General features: G+C 70.9%; 20 protein-coding genes. 15 read left to right on the top strand and 5 right to left on the bottom strand.

Annotated elements, in window-relative coordinates:
• The first annotated feature begins 159 nt into the window (after window positions 1-159).
• From ACFVXA_RS06230 to nudC, 3 genes are all read left to right on the top strand, one after another.
• Window positions 160-3,819, top strand: a complete 3,660-nt coding sequence (locus ACFVXA_RS06230; RefSeq protein WP_389513541.1) for a UvrD-helicase domain-containing protein — start codon at window positions 160-162, stop codon at window positions 3,817-3,819.
• A gap of 10 nt (window positions 3,820-3,829) precedes the next feature.
• Window positions 3,830-5,242, top strand: a complete 1,413-nt coding sequence (locus tag ACFVXA_RS06225) for a dipeptidase (protein ID WP_384018967.1) — start codon at window positions 3,830-3,832, stop codon at window positions 5,240-5,242.
• Between the two features lie 122 nt (window positions 5,243-5,364).
• On the top strand, window positions 5,365-6,312 hold the full coding sequence (gene nudC / locus ACFVXA_RS06220; RefSeq protein ID WP_384018964.1) for an NAD(+) diphosphatase: 948 nt from the start codon (window positions 5,365-5,367) through the stop codon (window positions 6,310-6,312).
• Between the two features lie 6 nt (window positions 6,313-6,318).
• Here nudC and ACFVXA_RS06215 read toward each other — a convergent pair whose 3' ends face one another.
• Entirely contained in the window at window positions 6,319-6,561 is a 243-nt protein-coding gene (locus tag ACFVXA_RS06215) for a mycoredoxin (RefSeq protein ID WP_362032955.1), read from the bottom strand.
• A gap of 185 nt (window positions 6,562-6,746) precedes the next feature.
• On the opposite strand from ACFVXA_RS06215, the gene ACFVXA_RS06210 reads away from it, so the two are divergent.
• The 5 genes from ACFVXA_RS06210 (at window position 6,747) to ACFVXA_RS06190 (ending at window position 10,710) form a co-directional block, all read left to right on the top strand.
• Window positions 6,747-8,999: an ATP-dependent DNA helicase UvrD2 gene (locus ACFVXA_RS06210; protein ID WP_390023980.1), complete on the top strand. Its 2,253-nt coding sequence runs from the start codon at window positions 6,747-6,749 to the stop codon at window positions 8,997-8,999.
• A gap of 163 nt (window positions 9,000-9,162) precedes the next feature.
• Window positions 9,163-9,489 (top strand): hypothetical protein, encoded by a 327-nt coding sequence (locus tag ACFVXA_RS06205; protein ID WP_390023978.1) that lies wholly within the window; start codon window positions 9,163-9,165, stop codon window positions 9,487-9,489.
• A 174-nt stretch (window positions 9,490-9,663) separates the two neighbouring features.
• Window positions 9,664-10,032, top strand: coding sequence for a WhiB family transcriptional regulator (locus tag ACFVXA_RS06200; RefSeq protein ID WP_054228178.1), 369 nt, complete (start codon window positions 9,664-9,666; stop codon window positions 10,030-10,032).
• Window positions 10,029-10,352, top strand: a complete 324-nt coding sequence (locus tag ACFVXA_RS06195; RefSeq protein WP_362032946.1) for a hypothetical protein — start codon at window positions 10,029-10,031, stop codon at window positions 10,350-10,352. The genes ACFVXA_RS06200 and ACFVXA_RS06195 overlap by 4 nt, the downstream gene beginning before the upstream one ends.
• Window positions 10,353-10,470: 118 nt before the next feature.
• Window positions 10,471-10,710 carry a hypothetical protein gene (locus ACFVXA_RS06190; RefSeq protein WP_383902005.1) on the top strand — a complete coding sequence of 80 codons (240 nt, stop codon included), beginning with the start codon at window positions 10,471-10,473 and terminating at the stop codon, window positions 10,708-10,710.
• An 18-nt stretch (window positions 10,711-10,728) separates the two neighbouring features.
• Here the strand turns inward: ACFVXA_RS06190 and ACFVXA_RS06185 are convergent, their stop codons facing one another.
• Window positions 10,729-12,108 carry an AarF/ABC1/UbiB kinase family protein gene (locus ACFVXA_RS06185; protein WP_362032943.1) on the bottom strand — a complete coding sequence of 460 codons (1,380 nt, stop codon included), beginning with the start codon at window positions 12,106-12,108 and terminating at the stop codon, window positions 10,729-10,731.
• Window positions 12,101-13,327 (bottom strand): TOMM precursor leader peptide-binding protein, encoded by a 1,227-nt coding sequence (locus ACFVXA_RS06180; RefSeq protein ID WP_390023976.1) that lies wholly within the window; start codon window positions 13,325-13,327, stop codon window positions 12,101-12,103. The genes ACFVXA_RS06185 and ACFVXA_RS06180 overlap by 8 nt, the downstream gene beginning before the upstream one ends.
• Window positions 13,328-13,545: 218 nt before the next feature.
• Between ACFVXA_RS06180 and ACFVXA_RS06175 the strand changes: the two genes are divergently transcribed.
• The 4 genes from ACFVXA_RS06175 to ACFVXA_RS06160 all read left to right on the top strand — a co-directional run bounded on the left by ACFVXA_RS06175 (window position 13,546) and on the right by ACFVXA_RS06160 (window position 17,453).
• The gene (locus ACFVXA_RS06175) at window positions 13,546-14,142 is read left to right on the top strand and encodes a M48 family metallopeptidase (protein WP_362032937.1); all 597 of its coding nucleotides are present in this window, start codon (window positions 13,546-13,548) and stop codon (window positions 14,140-14,142) included.
• Window positions 14,143-14,264: 122 nt separating this feature from the next.
• A complete protein-coding gene (locus tag ACFVXA_RS06170; RefSeq protein ID WP_389513538.1) occupies window positions 14,265-15,989 on the top strand; it encodes a TerD family protein in 1,725 nt (574 codons plus the stop codon).
• Between the two features lie 11 nt (window positions 15,990-16,000).
• A complete protein-coding gene (locus ACFVXA_RS06165) occupies window positions 16,001-16,681 on the top strand; it encodes an AIM24 family protein (protein WP_362027262.1) in 681 nt (226 codons plus the stop codon).
• 16 nt (window positions 16,682-16,697) lie between these two features.
• The gene (locus ACFVXA_RS06160) at window positions 16,698-17,453 is read left to right on the top strand and encodes an AIM24 family protein (protein WP_383902015.1); all 756 of its coding nucleotides are present in this window, start codon (window positions 16,698-16,700) and stop codon (window positions 17,451-17,453) included.
• Between the two features lie 63 nt (window positions 17,454-17,516).
• Here ACFVXA_RS06160 and ACFVXA_RS06155 read toward each other — a convergent pair whose 3' ends face one another.
• Entirely contained in the window at window positions 17,517-18,032 is a 516-nt protein-coding gene (locus ACFVXA_RS06155) for an NUDIX hydrolase (protein WP_383737540.1), read from the bottom strand.
• Window positions 18,029-19,459 carry a zinc-dependent metalloprotease gene (locus ACFVXA_RS06150; protein ID WP_362027271.1) on the bottom strand — a complete coding sequence of 477 codons (1,431 nt, stop codon included), beginning with the start codon at window positions 19,457-19,459 and terminating at the stop codon, window positions 18,029-18,031. Before ACFVXA_RS06150 ends, ACFVXA_RS06155 begins: the two co-directional genes overlap by 4 nt.
• A 190-nt stretch (window positions 19,460-19,649) precedes the next feature.
• Here ACFVXA_RS06150 and ACFVXA_RS06145 point away from each other — a divergent pair, with 190 nt between their 5' ends.
• From ACFVXA_RS06145 to ACFVXA_RS06135, 3 genes are all read left to right on the top strand, one after another.
• Window positions 19,650-20,762: an SDR family oxidoreductase gene (locus ACFVXA_RS06145; protein ID WP_362027274.1), complete on the top strand. Its 1,113-nt coding sequence runs from the start codon at window positions 19,650-19,652 to the stop codon at window positions 20,760-20,762.
• Between the two features lie 291 nt (window positions 20,763-21,053).
• Complete coding sequence (locus ACFVXA_RS06140) at window positions 21,054-21,515, top strand: molybdenum cofactor biosynthesis protein MoaE (RefSeq protein WP_362027277.1); 462 nt, start codon at window positions 21,054-21,056, stop codon at window positions 21,513-21,515.
• A gap of 251 nt (window positions 21,516-21,766) precedes the next feature.
• Window positions 21,767-21,973 (top strand): hypothetical protein, encoded by a 207-nt coding sequence (locus ACFVXA_RS06135; protein ID WP_362027543.1) that lies wholly within the window; start codon window positions 21,767-21,769, stop codon window positions 21,971-21,973.
• Window positions 21,974-22,211 lie beyond the last annotated feature (238 nt).

Below are 22,211 nucleotides of genomic sequence, written 5' to 3'. Positions count from 1 at the left end.
GCGAGACGCCCACGGGGCGCCACGACTGGGCGAGTGAGAAGCCCAAGGGGCGCAACGGAATCGAGTGATGTACGGCACCACGTGTGCTGACCAGCGGTTCTTCCGCCCCGGCGGCCGAAGTGGCCCCCACTGTCAGTGGGCGCCGCTAGCCTCTCTGACGTGCCCGCCCGTATCACCGATCCCGAGCAGCTCAAGGAGCTCCTCGGCATCCCGTTCACCCCGGAGCAGACGGCCTGCATCACCGCACCGCCCGCCCCGCAGGTGATCGTGGCCGGAGCCGGTTCGGGCAAGACGACGGTGATGGCGGCGCGCGTGGTGTGGCTGGTCGGCACCGGTCAGGTCGCCCCCGAGCAGGTCCTGGGCCTGACGTTCACCAACAAGGCGGCGGGCGAACTCGCCGAGCGCGTCCGCAGGGCCCTCATCAACGCGGGTGTCACCGACCCGGACGTCATCGACCCCGACAACCCGCCGGGTGAGCCCGTCATCTCGACGTACCACGCCTTCGCGGGCCGCCTGCTGACCGACCACGGGCTGCGCATCGGGCTCGAACCGACGTCCCGTCTGCTCGCGGACGCCACCCGCTACCAGCTCGCCGCGCGCGTCCTGCGCGAGGCACCAGGGACGTACCCGGCGCTGACCCGCTCCTTCCCCGACCTCGTCGGCGACCTCCTCACGCTCGACTCCGAGCTCGCCGAACACCTCGTACGCCCCGAGGACCTGCGCGCGTACGACGCGGAGCTGCTGCGCTCCCTGGAGGGCGCCAGACTCACCAACGCCGACCTGCGCAAGGTCCCCGAGGCGGCCGCGGCCCGGCGTGAACTCGCCGAGCTGGTGGGCCGCTATCGCGCGGCCAAGCGCGAGCGCGACCTCCTCGACTTCGGCGACCAGATCGCCCTCTCGGCCACCCTCGCCCGCACCCGGCCCGAGGTCGGCGAGATCCTGCGCGACGAGTTCCGCGTGGTCCTGCTGGACGAGTACCAGGACACCTCGGTGGCCCAACGCGTCCTGCTCGCCGGGCTGTTCGGCGGCGGAACAGGCCACCCCGTGACCGCGGTCGGCGACCCCTGCCAGGCGATCTACGGCTGGCGCGGCGCCTCCGTCGCCAACCTCGACGACTTCCCCGAGCACTTCGCGCACCCCGACGGCCGCCCCGCGACCCGCCAGGCACTCAGCGAGAACCGCCGCAGCGGCGGCCGTCTCCTGGACCTCGCCAATGGCCTCGCGGAGCCCCTGCGCGCCATGCACGCGGGCGTGGAGGCCCTCCGCCCCGCTCCCGGAGCCGAGCGCGACGGTGTGGTCCGCTGCGCGCTGCTGCGCACCCACGCCGAGGAGATCGACTGGCTCGCCGACTCGATCGCCCATCTCGTACGCACCGGGAAGGCGCCCGGAGAGATCGCGGTCCTGTGCCGTACGGCCACCGACTTCGCCGAGATCCAGGGCGCCCTCGTCGCCCGCGACATCCCCGTCGAAGTGGTCGGACTGTCCGGGCTGCTGCACCTCCCCGAGGTCGCCGACCTCGTCGCTGTCTGCGAGGTGCTCCAGGACCCGGGGGCGAACGCCTCGCTCGTCCGCCTCCTCACCGGCCCGCGCTGGCGGATCGGCCCGCGCGACCTCGCCCTCCTGGGGCGGCGCGCCCGCCTGCTCGTGTCCCACGCGCGCGCGGGCGCCGACGACGACCCGGACCGCAGGCTGGCGGCGGCCGTCGAAGGGGCCGACCCGGCCGAGGTGATATCGCTCGCGGACGCGCTCGACACGTTCCTGGAGATGCCCATCGAGGCCGAAGGGGACGACGACGGGCTGCCCTTCTCGCCGGACGCGCGCGTGCGGTTCGCGCGGCTCGCCGCCGAACTGCGCGACCTGCGCCGCTCGCTCGCCGACCCGCTGATGGACGTCCTGCACCGGGTGCTCGCCGTCACCGGCCTGGAGGTGGAGCTCTCCGCGTCCCCGCACGCGCTGGCCGCCCGCCGCCGGGAGACGCTCTCGAACTTCCTGGACATCGCCGCGTCCTTCGCCGCGGGCGACGGCGAGGCGACGCTGCTGGCCTTTCTCGGCTTCCTGCGCACCGCCGCGCAGTACGAGAAGGGCCTCGACAACGCCCTCCCGGGCGGCGAGAACACCGTCAAGGTGCTGACCGCGCACAAGTCCAAGGGCCTGGAGTGGGACGTCGTCGCGGTCCCCGGCCTCGTCACCGGAACCTTCCCCAGCAGCCAGGGCCGGGAGAAATGGACCGCCCAGGGCAAGGTCCTGCCGCACGAGCTGCGCGGCGACGCCGACACGCTGCCCGACATCGACGCCTGGGACGCCAAGGGCATCAAGGCCTTCCACGAGGCCATGAAGGACCACCAGCACACCGAGGAACTCCGCCTCGGCTACGTCACCTTCACCCGCCCCCGCTCGCTGCTGCTCGGCTCCGGTCACTGGTGGGGACCCTCCCAGAAGAAGCGACGCGGCCCCTCGGACTTCCTGCACGCCTTGTACGAGCACTGCGCGTCCGGACACGGGGAGATCGAGGTCTGGGCGGACGAGCCGGCGGAGGACGAGGAGAACCCCGCCCTGCGGGAGGCGGCAGCCGACCACGCCTGGCCGCTCCCGCTCGACGACGCGGCACTCGCCCGCCGCCGGGCAGCCGCGGAGACCGTGCTCGCCCACCTGGAGCGGGTGGCGTCGCACGAGGAGGCTCACTCGGCGGCCGAGGGCGGTCGGCCCGCGGCCACGCACGACCCGGCCTCGTTCGACGACCCGGAATGGCCACCTCCCCCGGAGGACGACGAACCGCCCTACGAGGAGGAGGGTTTCTTCCCGGACGACGCCCAGTCGGCCGCCCTTCCCCCGGAGGCCGAGTCGGCCGCCCTTCCCGTCGACGCCGAGTCACCCCACTTCGCCGACGCCGATGACGCCTTGCCCGGCTTCCCCCACGACGCCGGCTCCGACTGGGAGGCGTGGACCACGGAGCGGCCCACCCGCCCCGTACCGACGCATCACGCGCGCGTGCCGCTCGCCGGGGGACCGGACGGCGACCCGCGAGGGCTGCCGATCCCGCATGCCCGCCGGCATCCCGCCGAAGCCGACCTCACCCCCGAGGAAGCCCGCACGCTCGCTTCCTGGGACCGCGACCTGGACGCGCTGACCGGCGAGCTCCTGCGCGCCCGCGCGAGCGTCACGGACGTACCTCTGCCCGCATCGCTCACCGCCTCGCAGCTGCTGCGCCTGGCCGCCGACCCGGACGGCTTCGCGCAGGAGCTGGCACGCCCGATGCCGCGGCCCCCGCAGCCCGCCGCACGCCGGGGCACCCGCTTCCACGCCTGGGTCGAGTCCCGCTTCGAGGAGCTGCGGCTGCCCATGATGGAGCCGGAGGAGCTGCCCGGCAGCGAGGCCGAGATCGCCGACGAGCGCGACCTGGAGGCCCTCAAGGACGCCTTCGAACGCACTCCGTACGCGCACCGCACCCCCTACCGCGTCGAGGCGCCCTTCCAGCTCGCTGTCGCGGGACGCGTCGTGCGCGGCCGCATCGACGCCGTCTACAGAGAGGGCGACGGCGACGGGACGACGTACGAGATCGTCGACTGGAAGACCAGCCGGGGCCGCACCGCCGATCCCCTCCAGCTCGCGCTCTACCGCCTCGCCTGGGCCGAGCAGCAGGGCGTGCCCCTGGAGTCCGTCAAGGCCGCGTTCCTGTACGTCCGCAGCGGCGAGGTGGTCCGGCCGGACCACCTCCCGGGGCGTGCCGCACTGGAGCGGCTGCTCACGGAGGACCCAGCAGGCCCACAGGAAGAGGCTCCCGGGGAACCGCCGGACGAACACGCCTCCGTGGGCGGATAGGCTCGTCAGCATGAGCAAGCCCGTTGACAACGCCGTCAGCACCGTCCGTACGTACATCCAGAACCACCGCACGGCCTTCCTCGACGACCTCGCGGAATGGCTGCGCATCCCCTCGGTGTCGGCTCAGCCCGACCATGCTTCGGACGTGGCGCGCAGCGCCGAATGGCTTGCCGCCAAGCTCCAGGAGACCGGTTTCCCGACGACGGAGGTCTGGACGACGGCGGGCGCCCCGGCGGTCTTCGCCGAGTGGCCCTCCGAGGACCCCGGAGCCCCCACGGTCCTCGTCTACGGGCACCACGACGTGCAGCCCGCCGCCCTCGAGGACGGCTGGGACACCGAGCCGTTCGAGCCGGTGATCCGCGGAAACCGTCTCCACGCGCGCGGGGCGGCGGACGACAAGGGCCAGGTGTTCTTTCACACACTCGGCGTCCGCGCCCACCTCGCCGCCACCGGGCGCACCGCCCCGGCCGTACACCTCAAGCTGCTGATCGAGGGCGAGGAGGAGTCCGGCTCACCGCACTTCCGTGACCTCGTCGAAGGGCGGGCGCAGCGGCTGGCCGCCGATGCCGTGATCGTCTCCGACACCGGCATGTGGTCCGAGGACACCCCCACGGTGTGCACCGGCATGCGCGGCCTCGCCGAGTGCGAGATCGAGCTGCACGGCCCCGACCAGGACATCCACTCCGGCTCCTTCGGCGGCGCCGTGCCCAACCCGGCGACCGCGGCGGCCCGACTCGTCGCGGCCCTGCACGACGAGCACGCGCGCGTGGCCGTGCCCGGCTTCTACGAAGGCATCACCGAACTCACCGACCAGGAGCGCGCGCTCTTCGCCGAGCTGCCCTTCGACGAGGAGCGGTGGCTGCGTACGGCCAAGTCGACGGCCACCTACGGAGAGGCCGGACACACCACCCTGGAGCGCATCTGGGCCCGCCCGACCGCCGAGGTCAACGGCATCGGCGGCGGCTACCAGGGCCCCGGCAGCAAGACGATCATTCCGTCCTCGGCCATGGTGAAGCTCTCCTTCCGGCTGGTCGCCGGACAGGATCCGGACCACATCGAGAAGGTCGTACGGGCCTGGGCGGCCGAGCAGCTGCCCGCGGGCATCCGGCACGAGATCACCTTCAGCGCGGCCACCCGCCCGTGCCTGACGCCCCTGGACCACCCGGCCCTGCAGTCCGTCGCGCGCGCCATGGGCCGCGCCTTCGAGCAGCCCATCCGCTTCACCCGGGAGGGCGGCTCGGGGCCCGCGGCCGACCTCCAGGAGGTGCTCGGCGCCCCCGTGCTCTTCCTGGGCATCTCCGTCCCCTCCGACGGCTGGCACGCCCCCAACGAGAAGGTCGAACTCGATCTCCTCATGAAGGGCGTCGAAACTACCGCCTACCTGTGGGGCGATCTGGCCGAGAACTGGCGCGAGGCACACTGAAAAGGTCATCCCCGAAGAAGGCGATCCCCGCCCTGAAGAGCGCCCCGCACAGCCGCACCGCCGTACGTCCTGCTGAACCGCCCGCCGAAATAACCGTTCCACCGGGGGAGTTGGAAGCACCCGTGACCACCTGGACCGACCACAGCGCCGACCGTCCCCTCTCGCTCACCGCCCCGAGCGGCATCGACCGGGCCGCCCACCACCGGCTCGACGAGGCCTGGCTCGCGGCGGCCTGGAGCCACCCCACCACCCGTGTCTTCGTGGTCTCCGGCGGTCAGGTGCTCATCGACGAGACGGCGGACGGCACCACCGAACTCGTGATGACCCCCTCCTTCGAGGCCCCCCTCACGGAGGCGCACCGCTACTTCCTGGGCACGGACGACGACGGTGTGAGCTATTTCGCACTTCAGAAGGACGCCCTTCCTGGCCGGATCGACCAGTCGGCGCGCCCCGCGGGCCTGCGCGAGGCCGGGCTGCTGCTTTCACCCCGCGACGCGGGACTGATGGTGCACGCGGTCGCCCTGGAGAACTGGCAGCGGCTGCACCGCTTCTGCTCGCGCTGTGGCGAGCGCACGGTCATCGCGGCGGCCGGCCACATCCGCCGCTGCCCCGCCTGCGGCGCCGAGCACTACCCGCGCACCGACCCGGCCGTGATCATGGCCGTCACGGACGACGAGGACCGCATCCTGCTCGGCCGCCAGGTGCACTGGCCCGAGGGCCGCTTCTCCACGCTCGCCGGCTTCGTCGAGCCCGGCGAGTCCATCGAGCACTCCGTGCGCCGGGAGGTCTTCGAGGAGGCGGGCGTCACGGTCGGTGAGGTCGAGTACATTGCCAGCCAGCCCTGGCCTTTCCCCTCCAGCCTCATGCTGGGCTTCATGGCCCGCGCCACCTCGTACGAGATCAACGTCGACGGGGAGGAAATCCACGAGGCCCGCTGGTTCTCCCGGGAAGACCTGCGGGCCGCCTTCGAGTCCGGGGAGGTGCTGCCTCCCTACGGAATCTCGATCGCGGCCCGCCTCATCGAGCTCTGGTACGGCAAGCCCCTGCCGATACGCGGGGCTGCCGCCTGACGTCGCTCAGACGCCGATCTTCTGCTTGACCTGCGCCAGCGAAGGGTTGGTGAGCGTCGAACCGTCGGGGAAGAGAACGGTGGGGACCGTCTGGTTTCCGCCGTTCGCCTTCTCCACGAACGCCGCCGACTGCGGGTCCTGCTCGATGTTGATCTCGGTGTACGCGATGCCCTCGCGGTCCATCTGGCTCTTCAGCCGACGGCAGTAGCCACACCACGTGGTGCTGTACATCGTCACAGTGTCCTGCATGTCGTTTGCGCTCCTTCACGGCTTCGGGGTGCGTGGTCGCTGGGAATGCAACGTATGTGACCTGGCTGCCATTCCCGTAGGGGGTACCCGAGTGCCGGGCGAGACGTGACGCGTGCCGCATGAGCGGGACGTGACGCCTGCCGCATCAGCGGGACGTGACACCTGCCGCATTAGTGCGACTGCGGGTGCCTCCCTGTGGACAACCGGCTCATCCGCCCCGGGCGACCTGGCAGCATGGCGGGGTGACAACAGCAACGCACTCCACCCTCTTCCCGCAGGTTCCGGACACGGCCGACGCGGTGCTCGACGGGCTCGACCCCGAGCAGCGCGAGGTCGCCACCGCCCTGCACGGTGCGGTGTGCGTGCTGGCAGGCGCCGGCACGGGCAAGACGCGGGCGATCACCCACCGCATCGCGTACGGGGTGCGCGCGGGGATCCTCCAGCCCTCCAGTGTGCTGGCCGTCACCTTCACCAACCGTGCCGCGGGCGAGATGCGCGGCCGTCTCCGCCAGCTCGGCGCCGGGGGCGTCCAGGCCCGCACCTTCCACTCCGCCGCGCTGCGCCAGCTCCAGTACTTCTGGCCGAAAGCGGTCGGTGGCAGCCTGCCCCGGATCATCGACCGCAAGGTCCAGCTCGTCGCCGACGCGGCGGCGGCCTGCCGCATCCGCCTCGACCGCGGCGAACTGCGGGATGTCACCGGCGAGATCGAGTGGTGCAAGGTCACCCAGACCATCCCCGCCGACTACGCGGCCGCCGCCGCCAAGGCCGGCCGCGAAGCCCCCCGCGACCCGGCCGAGATCGCCCAGGTGTACGGGACGTACGAGGACCTCAAGCGCGACCGCGCGGTCATCGACTTCGAGGACGTGCTACTGCTGACGGTCGCCATCCTCCAGGACCGGCACGACATCGCCGAGCAGGTCCGCTCCCAGTACCAGCACTTCGTGGTCGACGAGTACCAGGACGTCAGCCCTCTGCAGCAGCGCCTCCTCGAGCTGTGGCTCGGTGAGCGCGACAGCCTGTGCGTCGTCGGTGACGCCAGCCAGACGATCTATTCGTTCACCGGTGCAACTCCCGACCACCTTCTCGACTTCCGCACCCGCCACCCCGGAGCCACGGTCGTCAAGCTCGTCCGCGACTACCGCTCCTCGCCCCAAGTCGTCCACCTCGCCAACGGTCTGCTCGCCCAGGCCCGTGGCCGGGCCGCCGAGCACCGCCTGGAGCTGATCTCCCAACGCGGCCCGGGCCCCGAGCCCGTCTACGCCGAGTACACGGACGAGCCCGCCGAGGCCGAGGGCGCCGCCCGACGCATCCGCGACCTCATCGCCACCGGCGTCCCCGCGGCCGAGATCGCGATCCTCTTCCGCACGAACTCCCAGTCCGAGATCTACGAACAGGCCCTCGCCGACGCCGGAGTGCCCTACCAACTGCGCGGCGCCGAGCGGTTCTTCGACCGCCCCGAGGTGCGCAAGGCCGGCGCCGCCCTGCGCGCCGCGGCCCGCTTCGGGGGGAACGACTCGCTGCTCGACGACACCGTCGACCTGCCCTCCCAGGTCCGCGCCGTGCTGTCCGGCGAAGGGTGGACCAGCCGGCCCCCGGCCGGCTCCGGCGCCGTCAGGGAACGCTGGGAGTCGCTGGCCGCCCTGGCGAACCTCGCCCAGGATTTCGCCGCCGCCAAGGCGGGGGCCACCCTCGGCGACCTGGTGGCCGAACTCGACGAGCGGGCGAGCGCCCAGCACGCCCCGACCGTCCAAGGCGTCACCCTCGCCTCGCTGCACTCCGCCAAGGGACTGGAGTGGGACGTCGTCTTCCTGGTCGGTGTCGCCGAGGGGATGATGCCGATCACCTACGCAAAGACCGACGAGCAGATCGAGGAGGAGCGCCGCCTCCTCTATGTCGGTGTCACCCGCGCCAGAGAGCACCTCTGCGTCTCCTGGGCGCTGTCCCGCTCACCGGGCGGCAGACCCAACCGCCGGCCCAGCCGCTTCCTCGACGGGCTGCGCCCCGGCTCCGTCGCCACCGCGGGCCGCGGTGGCGGAGGGGGTGCGGGAGGCATCGAGCGCGGCATCGGAAGCAGCGGCGGCACCCTCGTACGACGGACGAGTCGCACCCCGGCCCGCTGCCGGGTCTGCGGCCGCACCCTCACCGACGCCGGCGAGATGAAGCTGATGCGCTGTGAGGCCTGCCCCTCCGACATGGACGAGGGCCTCTACGAGCGGTTGCGCGAGTGGCGGGCGGTGCAGGCGCAGCGCAGTGGGCAGCCCGCGTTCTGCGTCTTCACCGACAAGACACTGATGGCGATCGCCGAGACCGTGCCCGAGGACGAGCGCGAGCTCGCACGGATCCCCGGCGTCGGCGTACGCAAGCTCAACCGTTTCGGAACCGCTGTTCTGGCCATCTGCGCAGGCCAGGAGCTTGGAGGAGACGACGAAGGCGACTGATACAAACTCGTCGAGAAAATAGTTTGCGCATGCCCCAGCGATCCCCATAGGTTCTAAGCACGGAAACGGCGGCCTTCTCCAAGGCCCTGGTTCCGTGCTGTACTTAATAACCGTCGGACTGGTTGACCCCGGTCCCCCTAGACGCCGAGAGGAGGCGATTCCAGTGATCAGCATCAACGCCAGCTCCATCAACGCCGTCAAAATGACCGATCGCTCGGTCGTCTCCACGTGCCTGCTCGGCGTCTCGAACCTGGGCACCGGTCTGTCCGGCATTCCTGCCGTCCGTCCGGCGTCCTCCGTGTCTCTCGCGGGTCTTCCCATCCGTGAGCGCAATGAGCGACCGATCGAGGCACTGGAAGCAGCAGTAGTGGCAGAGGCACAGGCCTATGCCTCTGCGGCAGCCGGTGCCGGAGCCCTGAAGCAGACGACGCAGCACCACCACACGATGTGGGCCTTCCGTGGGCCTGAACCCTGGAGTGATCCAGCCTGATCCTCGATCAGGCCGGCGCCTTCAGGGCCGCGGAACCCCACCCGGGATCCGCGGCCCTTCTGTTTGTCCCCGACCGGGGACGGCAGAGCGAAGGGGCCTCGGGACAAGAAAAGAACCCGGTACCAGCCGCCAACCGGCCAACCGGCCGGCACGACCAGACGAGGAAGACGAACCGTGCAACTCGAAGCGCACGCCCCGTCCGTACCGCCTTCCGAAACGATCCCCCCGCCCGGCCTCACGGAGGACTCCACCTTGATTCCGCTCACTGCGCTCACCGCGCTCGACGACGCCATCGAGAACCTCGGCGTACCCGTCCCCTGCCGCTCCTACGACCCGGAGGTCTTCTTCGCCGAGTCGCCGGCCGATGTCGAGTACGCCAAGTCCCTCTGCCGCACCTGCCCGCTGATCGAGGCCTGCCTCGCCGGCGCCAAGGAGCGGCGTGAGCCCTGGGGCGTCTGGGGTGGCGAGCTCTTCGTCCAGGGTGTCGTCGTGGCCCGCAAGCGGCCGCGTGGCCGCCCGCGCAAGAACCCGGTTGCGGCATGAACATCCGAGGAACGATCGACCGCCCCCTGACGAACGACCCCAAGAAGCAGGCCCCGATGAAGCCGTCCACCAGCGAGCCCGCAGGCTCCGCGATCCCAGACTTCACCACCACCGGCGCGAACGACTCGCGTCAGAACAGGACCCGAGAGATGCAACTCATCCCAGAAGCCCTGGCTCGTGCGCATATGCACGAGCGACTGCACGAGGCCGAGCGGGAACGCCGGGCCGTGCGCCTGGCGACCGCCCGCCGGATGCAGCGTCGGGCCGAGCGCGCCTCGATGCGAGCCCGGCGCGCGCTGGCCATGGCGGTCATGCAGTAGCCGACGGCAGTCGCGGCACTACCAGCCAGTGAATCCACGCGGGGGTCGGTCCGAACGGACCGGCCCCCGCGGTGCGTTGTGCCGGGCGAACCGCGGACGACGGGGATATCGTCGCGGAGTGACGAGTCTTTCCGGGGACAGTGACCACACCGGCTCCGTACCGCGGTCCGGCGCGGAGGAGGCCCAGCGCATCGAGGCCCAGCACATCGTGTGCGCCCGCTGCGGCACTCCGGCCGACGACCCTCGGCCGACCTGGACCTGTTCCATGGAGAACGGCAACCGCCACTACTTCTGCGACAGCTGCGCCCGCACCCACCTCAGAGCGATCGAGGGCCGCCTGGACTCGGCGTGGTGGTAGGCCGGCAGGCCCGCCCGCTCACGCCTCCACCACCGACTCCTCCTCGTCCAGCAGTTCCTCGTCCGGCAGTTCCTCGTCCGGCAGGAATCCCGGCAGCCACTCCTCCAGTTCGTCCCGCAGCCGCACCGTCGCGCCCAGTTGGCACAGGACACCGATGGTGCTCAGGGTCACGCGGTGTATCAGCAGGTACGACGGGGGCAGGTTGAGCTGCTTGCCCAGCTGGTAGGCGGGGGAGCGCGGGTCGGCCACTCGGGCGGCCTGGCTGCGCATCCAGCTCCGGGTGAAGGTGAACTCGTCGGCCTGGGCGGGCTCGATGATCGGCACGAGGTAGTCAAGGACCGCGTCGGGTTCGAGGTCTATGGACTCCTTGACGAAGCCCTCCGTACAGAGCAGCTCGTAGACCGCCTCGGCATCGCCGTCCAGGGTCATACGCAGGGAGTCGCCGATCGGCAGGGGCAGTCCGCCCGGCAGGCGGTCGACCGTGCCGAAGTCCAGGACGCCCAGTCGCCAGCCGTTCTTCTCGTCCGGCAGGAGGCGGAAGTTGCCCGGGTGCGGATCGGCGTGCAGCAGGCCGGTGCGGGCGGGACCCGAGAACAGGAAACGGGCCAGCAGCTGTCCGGCACGGTCTCGCTGCTCCTGGGTGCCTCCGGTGATCACTTCGGACAAGGGCGTCCCGTCGATCCACTCGGTCACCAGGACCTGGTCGCACTGGTGGACCACCGCCGGTACGACGACATCCGGGTCGCCCGCGAACTCCTCCGCGTGGGCCGTCTGAGCCTGTGCCTCCAGTCCGTAGTCGAGCTCCTCGGACACTCGGTCGCGCAGTTCCGCGATGAGCGGCTTGATGTCCATGCCCGGGATCAGGGGGCCGAGGAGTCTGGCGAATCGGCTGAGCTGGGTCAGATCGGACAGCAGGGCCTCGCCCGCCCCGGGGTACTGGACCTTCACGGCGACGTCGCGCCCGTCGTGCCACACCGCCCGGTGCACCTGGCCGATCGAGGCCGCCGCAGAAGGCTTGTCCTCGAACTCCAGGAACAGCTCGGACCAGTCCTCGCCCAGCCGCTCCTCCAGCACGGAGTGAACGGTGCGCGTCGGCATGGGAGGTGCCGCTTCCTGCAGCTTCGTCAGTGCCGCGCGATAGGGCCCCGCGACCTCCTCGGGCAGCGCCGACTCGAAGACGGACATCGCCTGCCCGAATTTCATCGCGCCGCCCTTGAGCTCGCCGAGGACCTTGAACAGCTGCTCCGCCGTGCGTTGCTGCAGCTCGCGGCCCACGATCTCCGCGGACTTCCCGCCGATCCGTTTACCGAGTCCCCACGTCGCCCGCCCGGCGAAGCCGAGTGGTAGCGCGGCGAGTTTGGCGGTACGGGTGACCGCCTTCCGGGGAAGATCAGACATGAGCCCTCCAAGTCCCAGACAGCCGTGCCGCGTACGACTGTTGCCCGGCCATTGTCTCGTGCGGCTCGCCGTCGTCCGAGGCGCGCTCCCCCTTAGCTCTCTCCGCGGCGCCGCATGGGCATGCCGGATGCGACCAGACCGGCCTCGCGTGCCAGTCGAATCCCGGTACCGACGCCTCCCAGCGTGCCCCGGCGCTGGAGGGCAGTACACCGTCCAGGAAGGCGAGCGCATGGCCCGCGGCCACTCCGGCGACGCCGGCCGCCAGCGTGAGGTCGCATGCCGATACCCGACGCTGTTGCCCGGAGCGCCACTGTGCGACCAGACGCGGCCAGGTCGGATCCCGGTCGACGCGCCCCTGGTCCAGGCAGCCCGCGCAGCCGGTGTCGCCGGGCAGGACCAGTGGCCCGACGACACCGGTTCCCTCGACCACTCCCGCGTAGAGATGCGGTGTCCCTGAGGCGATCAGGCTCTCGGCCGCGGCCGGATCGGGTGCGTGGACGGCGACGCCGTCCCGCGGAGTGAGGATCACCAGAGACAGTCCCCGCACCTCCTCCGCCCCTTTCTCCCGCACCTTCTGCCTCTCTTTCTCCTTCTCCTTCGCTTTCGAGGATGTCCGAGGCGGGCGGTCCGGGGCCGCTCGGCGCACCGCCCGGCGGGCGGCCTCCGCGCGGCGCTCACCGATGGACTCGACGGGCAGCCCGCCCGGTGCCACGTCCCACGGCTCGACGCAGCCGACGTCGCGCACCTCGACCTCGCCGACACCCGCGCCCGCGAGCAGCGCGGCCAGGACGACTCCCACCCGGCCGGCGCCCCGCACCTGCACGTGCAGTGAGCGGCGGGCGGCCAGGCGCTCGATGGCGGCGCCCGGCGCGGGCGCGACGAGGGAGAGTGAGGCGAGGTCGGGGCGCAGCCGGTCCAGGACCTCCTTCTTCTCGCGCAACGCGTCCGCAGCCGGGCCACCTCCGGTCGTGTCGTCCAGCAGGCCCGACCGGGCCAGCCGCTCCACCAGCGCGTCGACATGACCGTCGGGCAGTCCCATCTCGCGGCCCTCCTTGCGCAGAAGTGGCATCCCGCGAGTCCCGTCGAGCAGGTCCAGGAAGCTGCCCGTCGCCGTGTCCATCGGGCCCAGCACCATCGCGTGCGCGGGCGCCATCCCGAACTGCACGGTGTTGAGATCCCGCCAGCCGCGCCGCAGCGCGGGTTTCACCATCGGATGCATGACGTGCCCCCGTAGCCCGTAGAACGTCCCCGTGTGTCGGCGGGTGTGCGTCCCGCACCGCCGATCGAATGCCAGCATGCCCGTCCCGGCCGATCCGTGCCGAAAGTTGTCCACAGGCTGCACCGTTCGTCGTACAAATCAAGCGCACGGAGTGCGGATCGGCATCGAACCGTCCCGGGGGCGGGACTTCCCCCATGTGCAGCGGGTAACGTCGGGGCGTGCCCGCCGACCCACTGCACCGCGCCGGAAAACCACTGCGCAGTACGACGAGCCCGCCGCCAAGCGGCTCGGGGGCGAGCGCGATCGAGGTTCGCAGGAGCGCGCGACGGCGCAGAACGGTCTCCGCGTACCGCGAGGGCGATCGCACCGTCGTGCTCATCCCCGCCCGGATGTCCGAGGCGGAGGAGCAGCGCTGGGTGACCGTCATGCTCGACAAACTGGCCGCCCAGGAGAGCAAGAGGGTGCTCGGCGACGCCGAGCTTGCCGAGCGTGCGGAGCGGCTTTCGGACCAGTACTTCGACGGCCGGGCCCGGCCCACATCGGTGCGCTGGGTCACGAACCAGAACACGCGCTGGGGCTCGTGCACGCCGTCCGAGGGCAGCATCCGTCTGTCGCACCGGTTGCAGGGCATGCCGGAGTACGTGGTCGACTACGTACTCGTCCATGAACTCGCCCACCTGTTGGTGCCCGGACACGGGCCGCGCTTCTGGCGGCTGCTGGAGGCGTATCCGCGGACCGAACGTGCCCGCGGCTACCTCGAAGGGGTCGTCGCCGCCGACCGCTTGCCCCATCTGCCCGCCGGGCGCGACGAGTAGCGGCGTTCCGTCCTCCTCAGAGCGATTGTGTACCGGGTCTGTACCGGCTTCGTCCACTCCCAGAGTTTGCCGTTAGCCTGACGCGACGCAATCGCATTCGGGATGGGGGACGGTCGTTACGCATGGCCAGGGAATTCCAACGCGGCCACAAGGCCAAGATCAGTGACCTCACCGCGGGCACCGATCTGTACGTAGGCGTGCAGATCACCGGCCCCGGACTGACCTTCGACATCAGTTGCTTCGGTCTGGACGCCGACGAACGGCTGTCGGACGACCGGTACTTCGTCTTCTTCAACCAGCCGAAGACTCCGGAGGAGTCCGTTCAGCTCCTCGGTGCCCAGTCGGGTGACACGGAGTCCTTCCGTGTCACGCTCGACCGGATTCCGGCACAGATCCACAAGCTGTCGTTCACGGCGACCATCGACGGCGCCGGGCAGATGTCGCAGATCGCTCCCGGTTACCTCAGGATCGTCGCGGGTGGCGAGGAGGTGGCCCGGTACTCGTTCAGCGGCGCGGAGTTCTCCACGGAACGTGCCGTGATGCTGGGCGACTTCTACCTGAAGGACGTCTGGCGGTTCGCCGCTGTGGGACAGGGCTTCGACGGCGGCCTCGACGCGCTGCTGAAGTACTTCGGTGGCGAGGTCGCCGAGGAGGAGCCCGCCGCGCAGCAGCCGCAGGCCGCCGGCGCACCGTCCTTCGCCCCGCCGGCCCAGGCAACCGCGCCGCCCGCGTTCGGTGCCCCGGCCCACGCTCCCGCCCCGGCCCCCGCTCCGCAGCCCGCCGCGCAGGGCTTCGCGCCGCCTCCCGGAGCCACGCCGCCGCCCGCCCCGGCCCCCGCCGCGCCCTCGGTACACGCCGCGCCGACCATCGTCGCGCCGCTGCACACTCCACCGGGCGGCACCGTCCACCCGCCGGGCCCCGCGCCGTACGCGCAGCCGCCCGGCCCGCCCGGCCCGCCCGGTCCGCCGCCCGGGTACGGCCAGCAGCCTCCCGGCCAGACAGCTCCGATGCCGCCCGGTTATGGCCAGCAGGCGCCGAGCGCGCCTCCCGGTTACGGGCAGCAGGCGCCGACCGCGCCCCCCGGATACGGTCAGCAGCCGCCGTACGGCCAGGCGCCCGGGCAGTACCCGGGGCAGCCCGCCGCGCCCTCGCCGTACGGCGCACCGCAGGGCGCCCCGCAGGGGGGTGCCGGTGTGGCCGCCGCGTTGGGGGCCTTCAAGGAGACGCCCACCGGTCAGCGTTGGACGCAGCAGAACAAGAAGCTCATCCGCGTCGACCTCGGCATCGGCGGCCAGCCCGTGCTGGCCCGCCAGGGCAGCATGGTGCTCTACCAGGGCAAGGTCGACTTCAGTTACAAGGGCGCGGGCTTCGCCGGCCGGATCGTGGGCAACGCGACCGGCCAGGAGATGCAGCTGATGCGCTGCAGCGGCCAGGGCCAGGTGTTCCTCGCGGAGAACGCCACCCATGTGCACCCCATCGAGCTCCAGGGCGACGCGATCTGTGTCTCCGCGGAGAACGTGCTCGCCTTCGACGAGTCGCTCCAGTACGAGGTGCGCCGGATCGAGGGGCACGGCATCCCCGGGGGCGCGCTGTTCACGATGCAGTTCCAGGGGACCGGCACGATCGTCGTGAAGACCCACGGTGCCCCCGTCGTACTGCCGGTGACGCCCACCACGTTCGCTGACTGCAACGCCGTCGTCGCCTGGTCCGCGGCCGCACAGGTGATCGTCTCCAGCCAGGTGCGGATGCGCCGGAACGCCTACCCGGGCGACACCGGAGAGAGCGTGAACCTCCAGTTCCGCGCCGCGCCCGGCAATTTCATCGTCGTTCAGCCGTACGAGGTCTGAGGGAGCCCGTCATGAACCAGCCACTCGCGGGCTTCGCCCCGGCACCCGTCACCGCCCGCATGGAGAACCACGGCAACCACATGCTGAAGGTCGCCATGCAGACCGGAAACGACCTCCTCGCGCGCGTGGGGTCGATGGTCGCCTACGAAGGGTTCGTCCAGTACGAGCCCAATCCGCCCGCCGTACGCCAGATCGCGCGCGACTGGGTCACCGGCGAGGGCGCGCCCCTGATGAAGTGCTCAGGTGACGGCCTGCTCTACCTCGCCGACTACGGGGCGAACGTCGTCGTCATCAACCTCAACGGGGACGCGATCTCCGTCAACGCGACCAACCTGCTCGCCTTCGACGCCCACCTCACCTGGGGCGTCGAGCGGGTGAAGGGGCTTGCCAAGTTCGCCGGGCAGGGTCTGTGGAACACCAAGATCTCCGGCCAGGGCTGGGTGGCGCTGACCTCACGGGGCAAGCCGATCGTCGTCGACTGCGGCGGCGGTGAGGACGAGACGTACGTCGACCCGGACGCGCTCGTCGCCTGGTCGCCGAACCTCAAGGTGAAGGGCAAGCGCAGCTTCAAGGCACAGTCGCTGATCGGACGCGGCAGCGGCGAGGCGTACCAGATGGCGTTCTCCGGGCAGGGCATCGTCGTCGTCCAGCCCAGCGAGGACAGCACCGACCGCATCCGAGTCCGGGGCTGAGGGGGAGTACGACACCATGCAGAGCCCGCTTTTCGGCTACAACGAACAGCAGACGCAGGAGCGCTACAGCCTGCAGAACTCGCAGATGCTGCGCGTGGTCCTCGAGGGTCACGACGACATCCTCGCCCGCAAGGGCACCATGGTCGCGTACCAGGGGCTGGTCGAGTTCGACGCCGAGTACCAGAACACCAGCCAGCACCGCGCGCGTGCCTACACCGGCGAGGGTCTCGACCTGATGCGCTGTCACGGGCAGGGGACGGTCTACCTGGCCAACCTCGCCCAGCATGTCCACGTCGTCGACGTGGACCAGGACGGCCTCACCGTCGACAGCAGTTACGTCCTCGCGATGGACTCCGCGCTGCATCATGAGGTCATCGCCGTCGACAGCCAGTACGGCATCTCCGGCTCCGGCAAGTACCAGCTCAACATCACCGGGCGCGGCAAGGTGGCGCTGATGACCTCCGGGATGCCGCTGATGATGCAGGTCACGCCCGACCGGTACGTCAACTGCGACGCCGACGCGATCGTCGCGTGGTCCACCAGCCTGCGCGTGCAGATGCAGGCCCAGACCCACTCCTCCGGGGTGTGGCGGCGCCGCGGCAACACCGGTGAGGGCTGGGAACTCAGCTTCATGGGCAACGGCTACGCGCTCGTCCAGCCCAGCGAACTGCTGCCCCCGCAGAACGCCGTCATCGGCCAGGGCCTGCGCGCCCAGTACGGCATGGGCCAGCACGGCGCGCATGCGCAGAACCAGGGCAACGTCTGGAGCTGACCGGGTGACGGTCCAGGACGCAAACGTAAGGGGCGACCGCTGCGGCGGTCGCCCCTTACACGTTCACAGCCGTGCGCGGGTCGCTTCCATGAGTCGTACGACCGAGGCGTCGGCTACGTCCGCCACCTCGTCGTACGCGAACCAGCGCAGGTCCAGCGACTCGTCGCTGATGGCTTCGACTGCCCCGGCCGGGGCGAGCGCCGCGTACTGCACGTCGAAGTGCCAGGCGCACGGTGTGTGATGCCGGTCGAGGCGCACCGGACCGCCGGACAGCAAGGTCAGCCCCGGGATGCCCGATTCCTCGGTGCCTTCCCGGAGGGCCGCTTCCGCCAGGGTCGCGTCGTCAGGCTCGCAGTGGCCGCCCATCTGAAGCCACATGCGCAGCTTCTTGTGGAGCGTCAGCAGCACCCGTCCGCGCTCGGGGTCGATCACCAGGGCGCTCGCCGTGATGTGCCCCGAGTGGCACGCCTTCCATGTGCCGTCCGGGTGCGCCTGGAGGTGGTCCAGATACGCCTGGCGCAGCTCTTCCTGGTCCTCGTAGCTCTTCAGTACGAGGACCGCGTCGTCGTGGAGGGTCACTCGGCGTCGTCGCCCTTGTCGTCGTCCTTGGGGGCGTCGTCCTTCGTCAGGTTCGGCTTCTCGGCGGAGCCGCCCGCCGCCTCGCCGAGCATCTTGTCGATCTCGGAGAAGTCCAGCTGCTCGCGGTGCACGAAGCCGTCCGGGTCGTCCAGGTCGGACGCGGTGGGCAGCATGTCCGGGTGGGCCCACAGACCGTCACGACCGTCCACACCGTGCGCGTCGGTGAGCGAGGCCCACAGGCGCGAGGCGTCCCGCAGCCGACGCGGGCGCAGCTCCAGACCGATCAGCGTGGCGAAGGTCTGTTCGGCGGGACCGCCTGTGGCACGACGGCGGCGCAGCGTCTCGCGCAGCGCGTCCGCGGACGCCAGACGCGGCTTGGCCGCCGAGTGCACGACCGCGTCCACCCAGCCCTCGACGAGCGCGAGCGCCGTCTCCAGGCGGGCCAGCGCGGCCTTCTGCTCCGGGGTGTCCTCCGGCTGGAACATGCCCTGCTGGAGCGCCTGCTGCAGCTCCTCGGGGTTCTGTGGGTCGAACTGGCCGACCACGTCCTCCAGCTTCGCCGTGTCGACCTTGATCCCGCGCGCGTAGCCCTCCACCGCGCCGAACAGATGCGAGCGCAGCCACGGCACATGCGCGAAGAGGCGCTGGTGGGCGGCCTCGCGCAGGGCGAGGTAGAGCCGCACCTCCTCCTGGGGAATGCCCAGGTCCTTGCCGAACGACTCGATGTTCAGCGGCAGCAGCGCGGCCTTGCCGGCCGGGCCGAGCGGCAGGCCGATGTCGCTCGAACCGACGACCTCGCCCGCGAGCACACCCACGGCCTGTCCGATCTGGGTGCCGAACATGGCGCCGCCCATGGAGCGCATCATGCCGATGAGCGGGCCCGCCATGGCCTGCATCTCCTCCGGCAGGACGTCGCCCATGGCCGCGCCGACGCGCTCGGCGACCGGGTCGACGAGCTCCTTCCACACAGGCAGGGTCGCCTCGACCCACTCCGCGCGGCTCCAGGCCACGGCGGAGCCGGCGCCGGACGGCAGCGACGTCGCGTCGTCCAGCCACAGGTCGGCCAGGCGCACGGCCTCCTGGACCGCGGTGCGATCGGCGGGGCCGACACTCGCGTCCTTGGTGCCGTCAGACGTGCCCTGGGAGACCGTCTGGCGGGCGATCTGCTTGGCCATGTCCCAGTTCACCGGGCCGCCCTCGTACGAGAGCATCTGGCCCAGCTGCTGGAAGGCGGCGCCCAGGTCATTGGGGTTCATGGAACCGAACATGGCTGCGAGCGGATTGTCGGCTCCGGGACCACCGGCGCCGGGCAGCCCGAAACCGAACGGTCCCTGACCACCGCCGCTCTCCTGGTCCTTCTTCTTGCCCTCGTCGCCGTTCTCCGGCTCCTCCGGCGGAAGGCCGAATCCGAATGGGGTGTCACTCACGGGATTCCTCGGCTGGTAAGGCCGCCGGTTCGTTCCGACGGCGACTGCCCGACAACACCACCAGCGTAGACACCACAGCCCGATCGGGCCTCGGTGCTTCGCCGACACTTGGCCTGCGGCAGGATGGATGCCACCTGGTACGTACGCCTCACGGGCGTCCGTTACTGAAGACAACCGCTGGAGACGCCCGGTGAGTTCCCCAGATCCGCAGGTTCGCGCAGCGCGAAACCACTCAACCAGCTCGCCCCTGCGCGGGCCCGTCGTCGCGGTCACGGGCGCCGCGTCCGGCGTGGGCGCGTTGCTCACCGAGCGGCTCGCCGCGTCCGAGGCGGTCAAGCAGGTCATCGCCATCGACGAGCGGCGGGGCGAGTGCGCGGGCGCCCAGTGGCACATCCTCGACGTACGGGATCCGGCGATCGCCGAGAAGCTGCGCGGCGCCGACGTCGTGGTGCATCTCGCGCTCGACCTGGATCTGGAGACGGACGCGGCGGCCCGCACGGCGTACAACGTCCGGGGGACGCAGACCGTGCTCACGGCCGCCGCCGCGGCCGGGGTGCACCGGGTCGTGCTGTGCACCTCGGCGATGGTCTACGGGGCGTTGCCCGACAACGAACTGCCCCTCTCCGAAGACGCCGAATTGCGGGCGACGGCCGAGGCCACGGGGGTCGGTGACCTCCTGGAGATCGAGCGGCTCGCCCGGCGGGCGCCGCGTGCGCATCCGGGACTCAATGTCACCGTTGTCCGGCCCGCTGTGCTGGTCGGCGGTACCGACACGGCTCTGACCAGGTATTTCGAGTCCCCGCGGCTGCTGGTGGTGGCGGGGTCCCGGCCCGCCTGGCAGTTCTGCCACGTCGAGGATCTGTGCAGTGCTCTGGAGTACGCCGTCGTGGAGAAGGTGGAGGGGGAGCTGGCCGTCGGATGCGACGGGTGGCTGGAGCAGGAGGAGGTCGAGGAGCTGAGCGGGATTCGGCGGATGGAGCTGCCGTCCACCGTCGCCCTGGGGGCGGCCGCTCGGCTGCACCGGATTGGGCTCACTCCTTCGCCCGCCGGGGATCTGGCGTACACGATGTACCCCTGGGTGGTGAGCGGGAGCCGGCTGCACGACGCCGGGTGGCGGCCGCAGTGGACCAACGAGGAGGTTCTCGCGGAGCTGCTGGAGGAGGTCGCCGGGCGGCGTACGGTCGTGGGGCGGCGGTTGGGGCGCAAGGACGCGACCGCGGCGGGAGCCGCGGGGGCGACGGTCGCTCTGTTGGGTGCGGCTGCCGTGGTGCGGCGGGCGCGGAAGGCGCGGCGTCGGATCTGAGCGTCTTTGCCAGAGCCTTGCCAGGGCCGGCGCCCGTTCGGGGGGGGCGTTGCCGGGCCGCCCCCTGTTCCCGGGCACCCGGCGCCGGTGTGCACCGCGGCCTTTTCGCCCGCTCCGCCCCTACTCGTCCCGGTCTGGGGACGCCGCTCCCAAGTCCCCCGGTTCGGCCGGGACGGCCTCGTCCTCAAGCGCCGGGCGGCTGCCGGCTGTAGGAGGCTCCAAAGCTGCACGCGCGTGTGCCGGGGGAATGGTCTATTTCTTGTTGTCAGTGGTGTGGGGCACGATGGGGGCATGGCACCCATGAACGACCATCCCGGTGAGCAGGCGGCGCAGGACGCGATCAAGTTGATCGCCATCCGTGAGACGCCGTTGTCCCTGGACGAGGTCTTCAAGGCCGTGGGGGACGACGCCTCCGGAGGGACGGCGCTGTTCGTCGGGACCGTGCGAAATCATGACGGTGGTGCCGACGTCGACGAGCTGGGGTATTCGTGCCACCCCAGTGCCGAGGCGGAGATGCGGCGGATCGCCGAGAAGGTGGTCGCCGACTATCCGGTGCGGGCGCTGGCCGCCGTTCACCGTGTCGGTGACCTTGGTATCGGGGACCTCGCTGTGGTCGTCGCGGTCTCGTGTCCGCACCGTGGTGAGGCCTTCGAGGCGTGTCGCAAGCTCATCGACGATCTCAAGCACGAAGTGCCCATCTGGAAGCATCAGAAGTTCTCCGACGGTTCGGAGGAGTGGGTCGGAGCCTGTTGAGGCCGACCACGTCTTCGGTGTGAGGGCCGACCAGGTCTTCGGTGTGCTGGTCGGTCGACCGGGCATTCGGTGTGAGGGTCCGGCCCGTCTTTCGGCCTGAGGAATCCGCCGGGCATTGGGCCTTGAGGGTTAACCAACCTCTCACCTGGCCTCCGGTTGCGTAACCGGGGCCCTGCCGTGAGCGTTAACACTGCGGATGGTTAATCTGCTGATCAGTCAGTTGCGGTCGCTCTTGGGGTTGGGAGGTCGACATGGCGGCGCTCGCCTGGTTGCTGATTCCGCTTATCGCCGCGATCGGTGCAGGGCTGTGGGGCAGTTGGGCCGGCCGGAATCGCAAGGCGGCGGGAGACGGCGTGGAGCTCGCGGGGTACACCCGCTTCCGCGAAGCCATGGAGAGGTCCGAGTCCATGGAAAGGCGACCCACGGACAGGGAGAAGTCCCCCTCCGACGCCGTCTGAGCTCCGCGTCCGACGCTGACCTAGTCACCGTGTTCGAGGCCGTCTGAGCTCCGTGTCCGACGCCGACTGAGCCAACGTGTTCGAGGCCGTCTGAGCTCCGTGTTCGACCCCGTCTGACCCTCGTGTTCGACGCCGTCCGATTCTCCCGCGCTACGGTCCCGAGCCGAGGCATCCCTCCGACCTGCGCGCACGGCCCGTGGGCCCCCGTACGGACGGCCCGGACGGTGCGCTGACAGCA

Origin of the sequence: Streptomyces sp. NPDC058246, from assembly GCF_042881985.1 — a bacterium.
Classification (GTDB): Bacteria; Actinomycetota; Actinomycetes; order Streptomycetales; family Streptomycetaceae; genus Streptomyces.
This window is presented reverse-complemented; position numbering and strand designations above follow the sequence as displayed.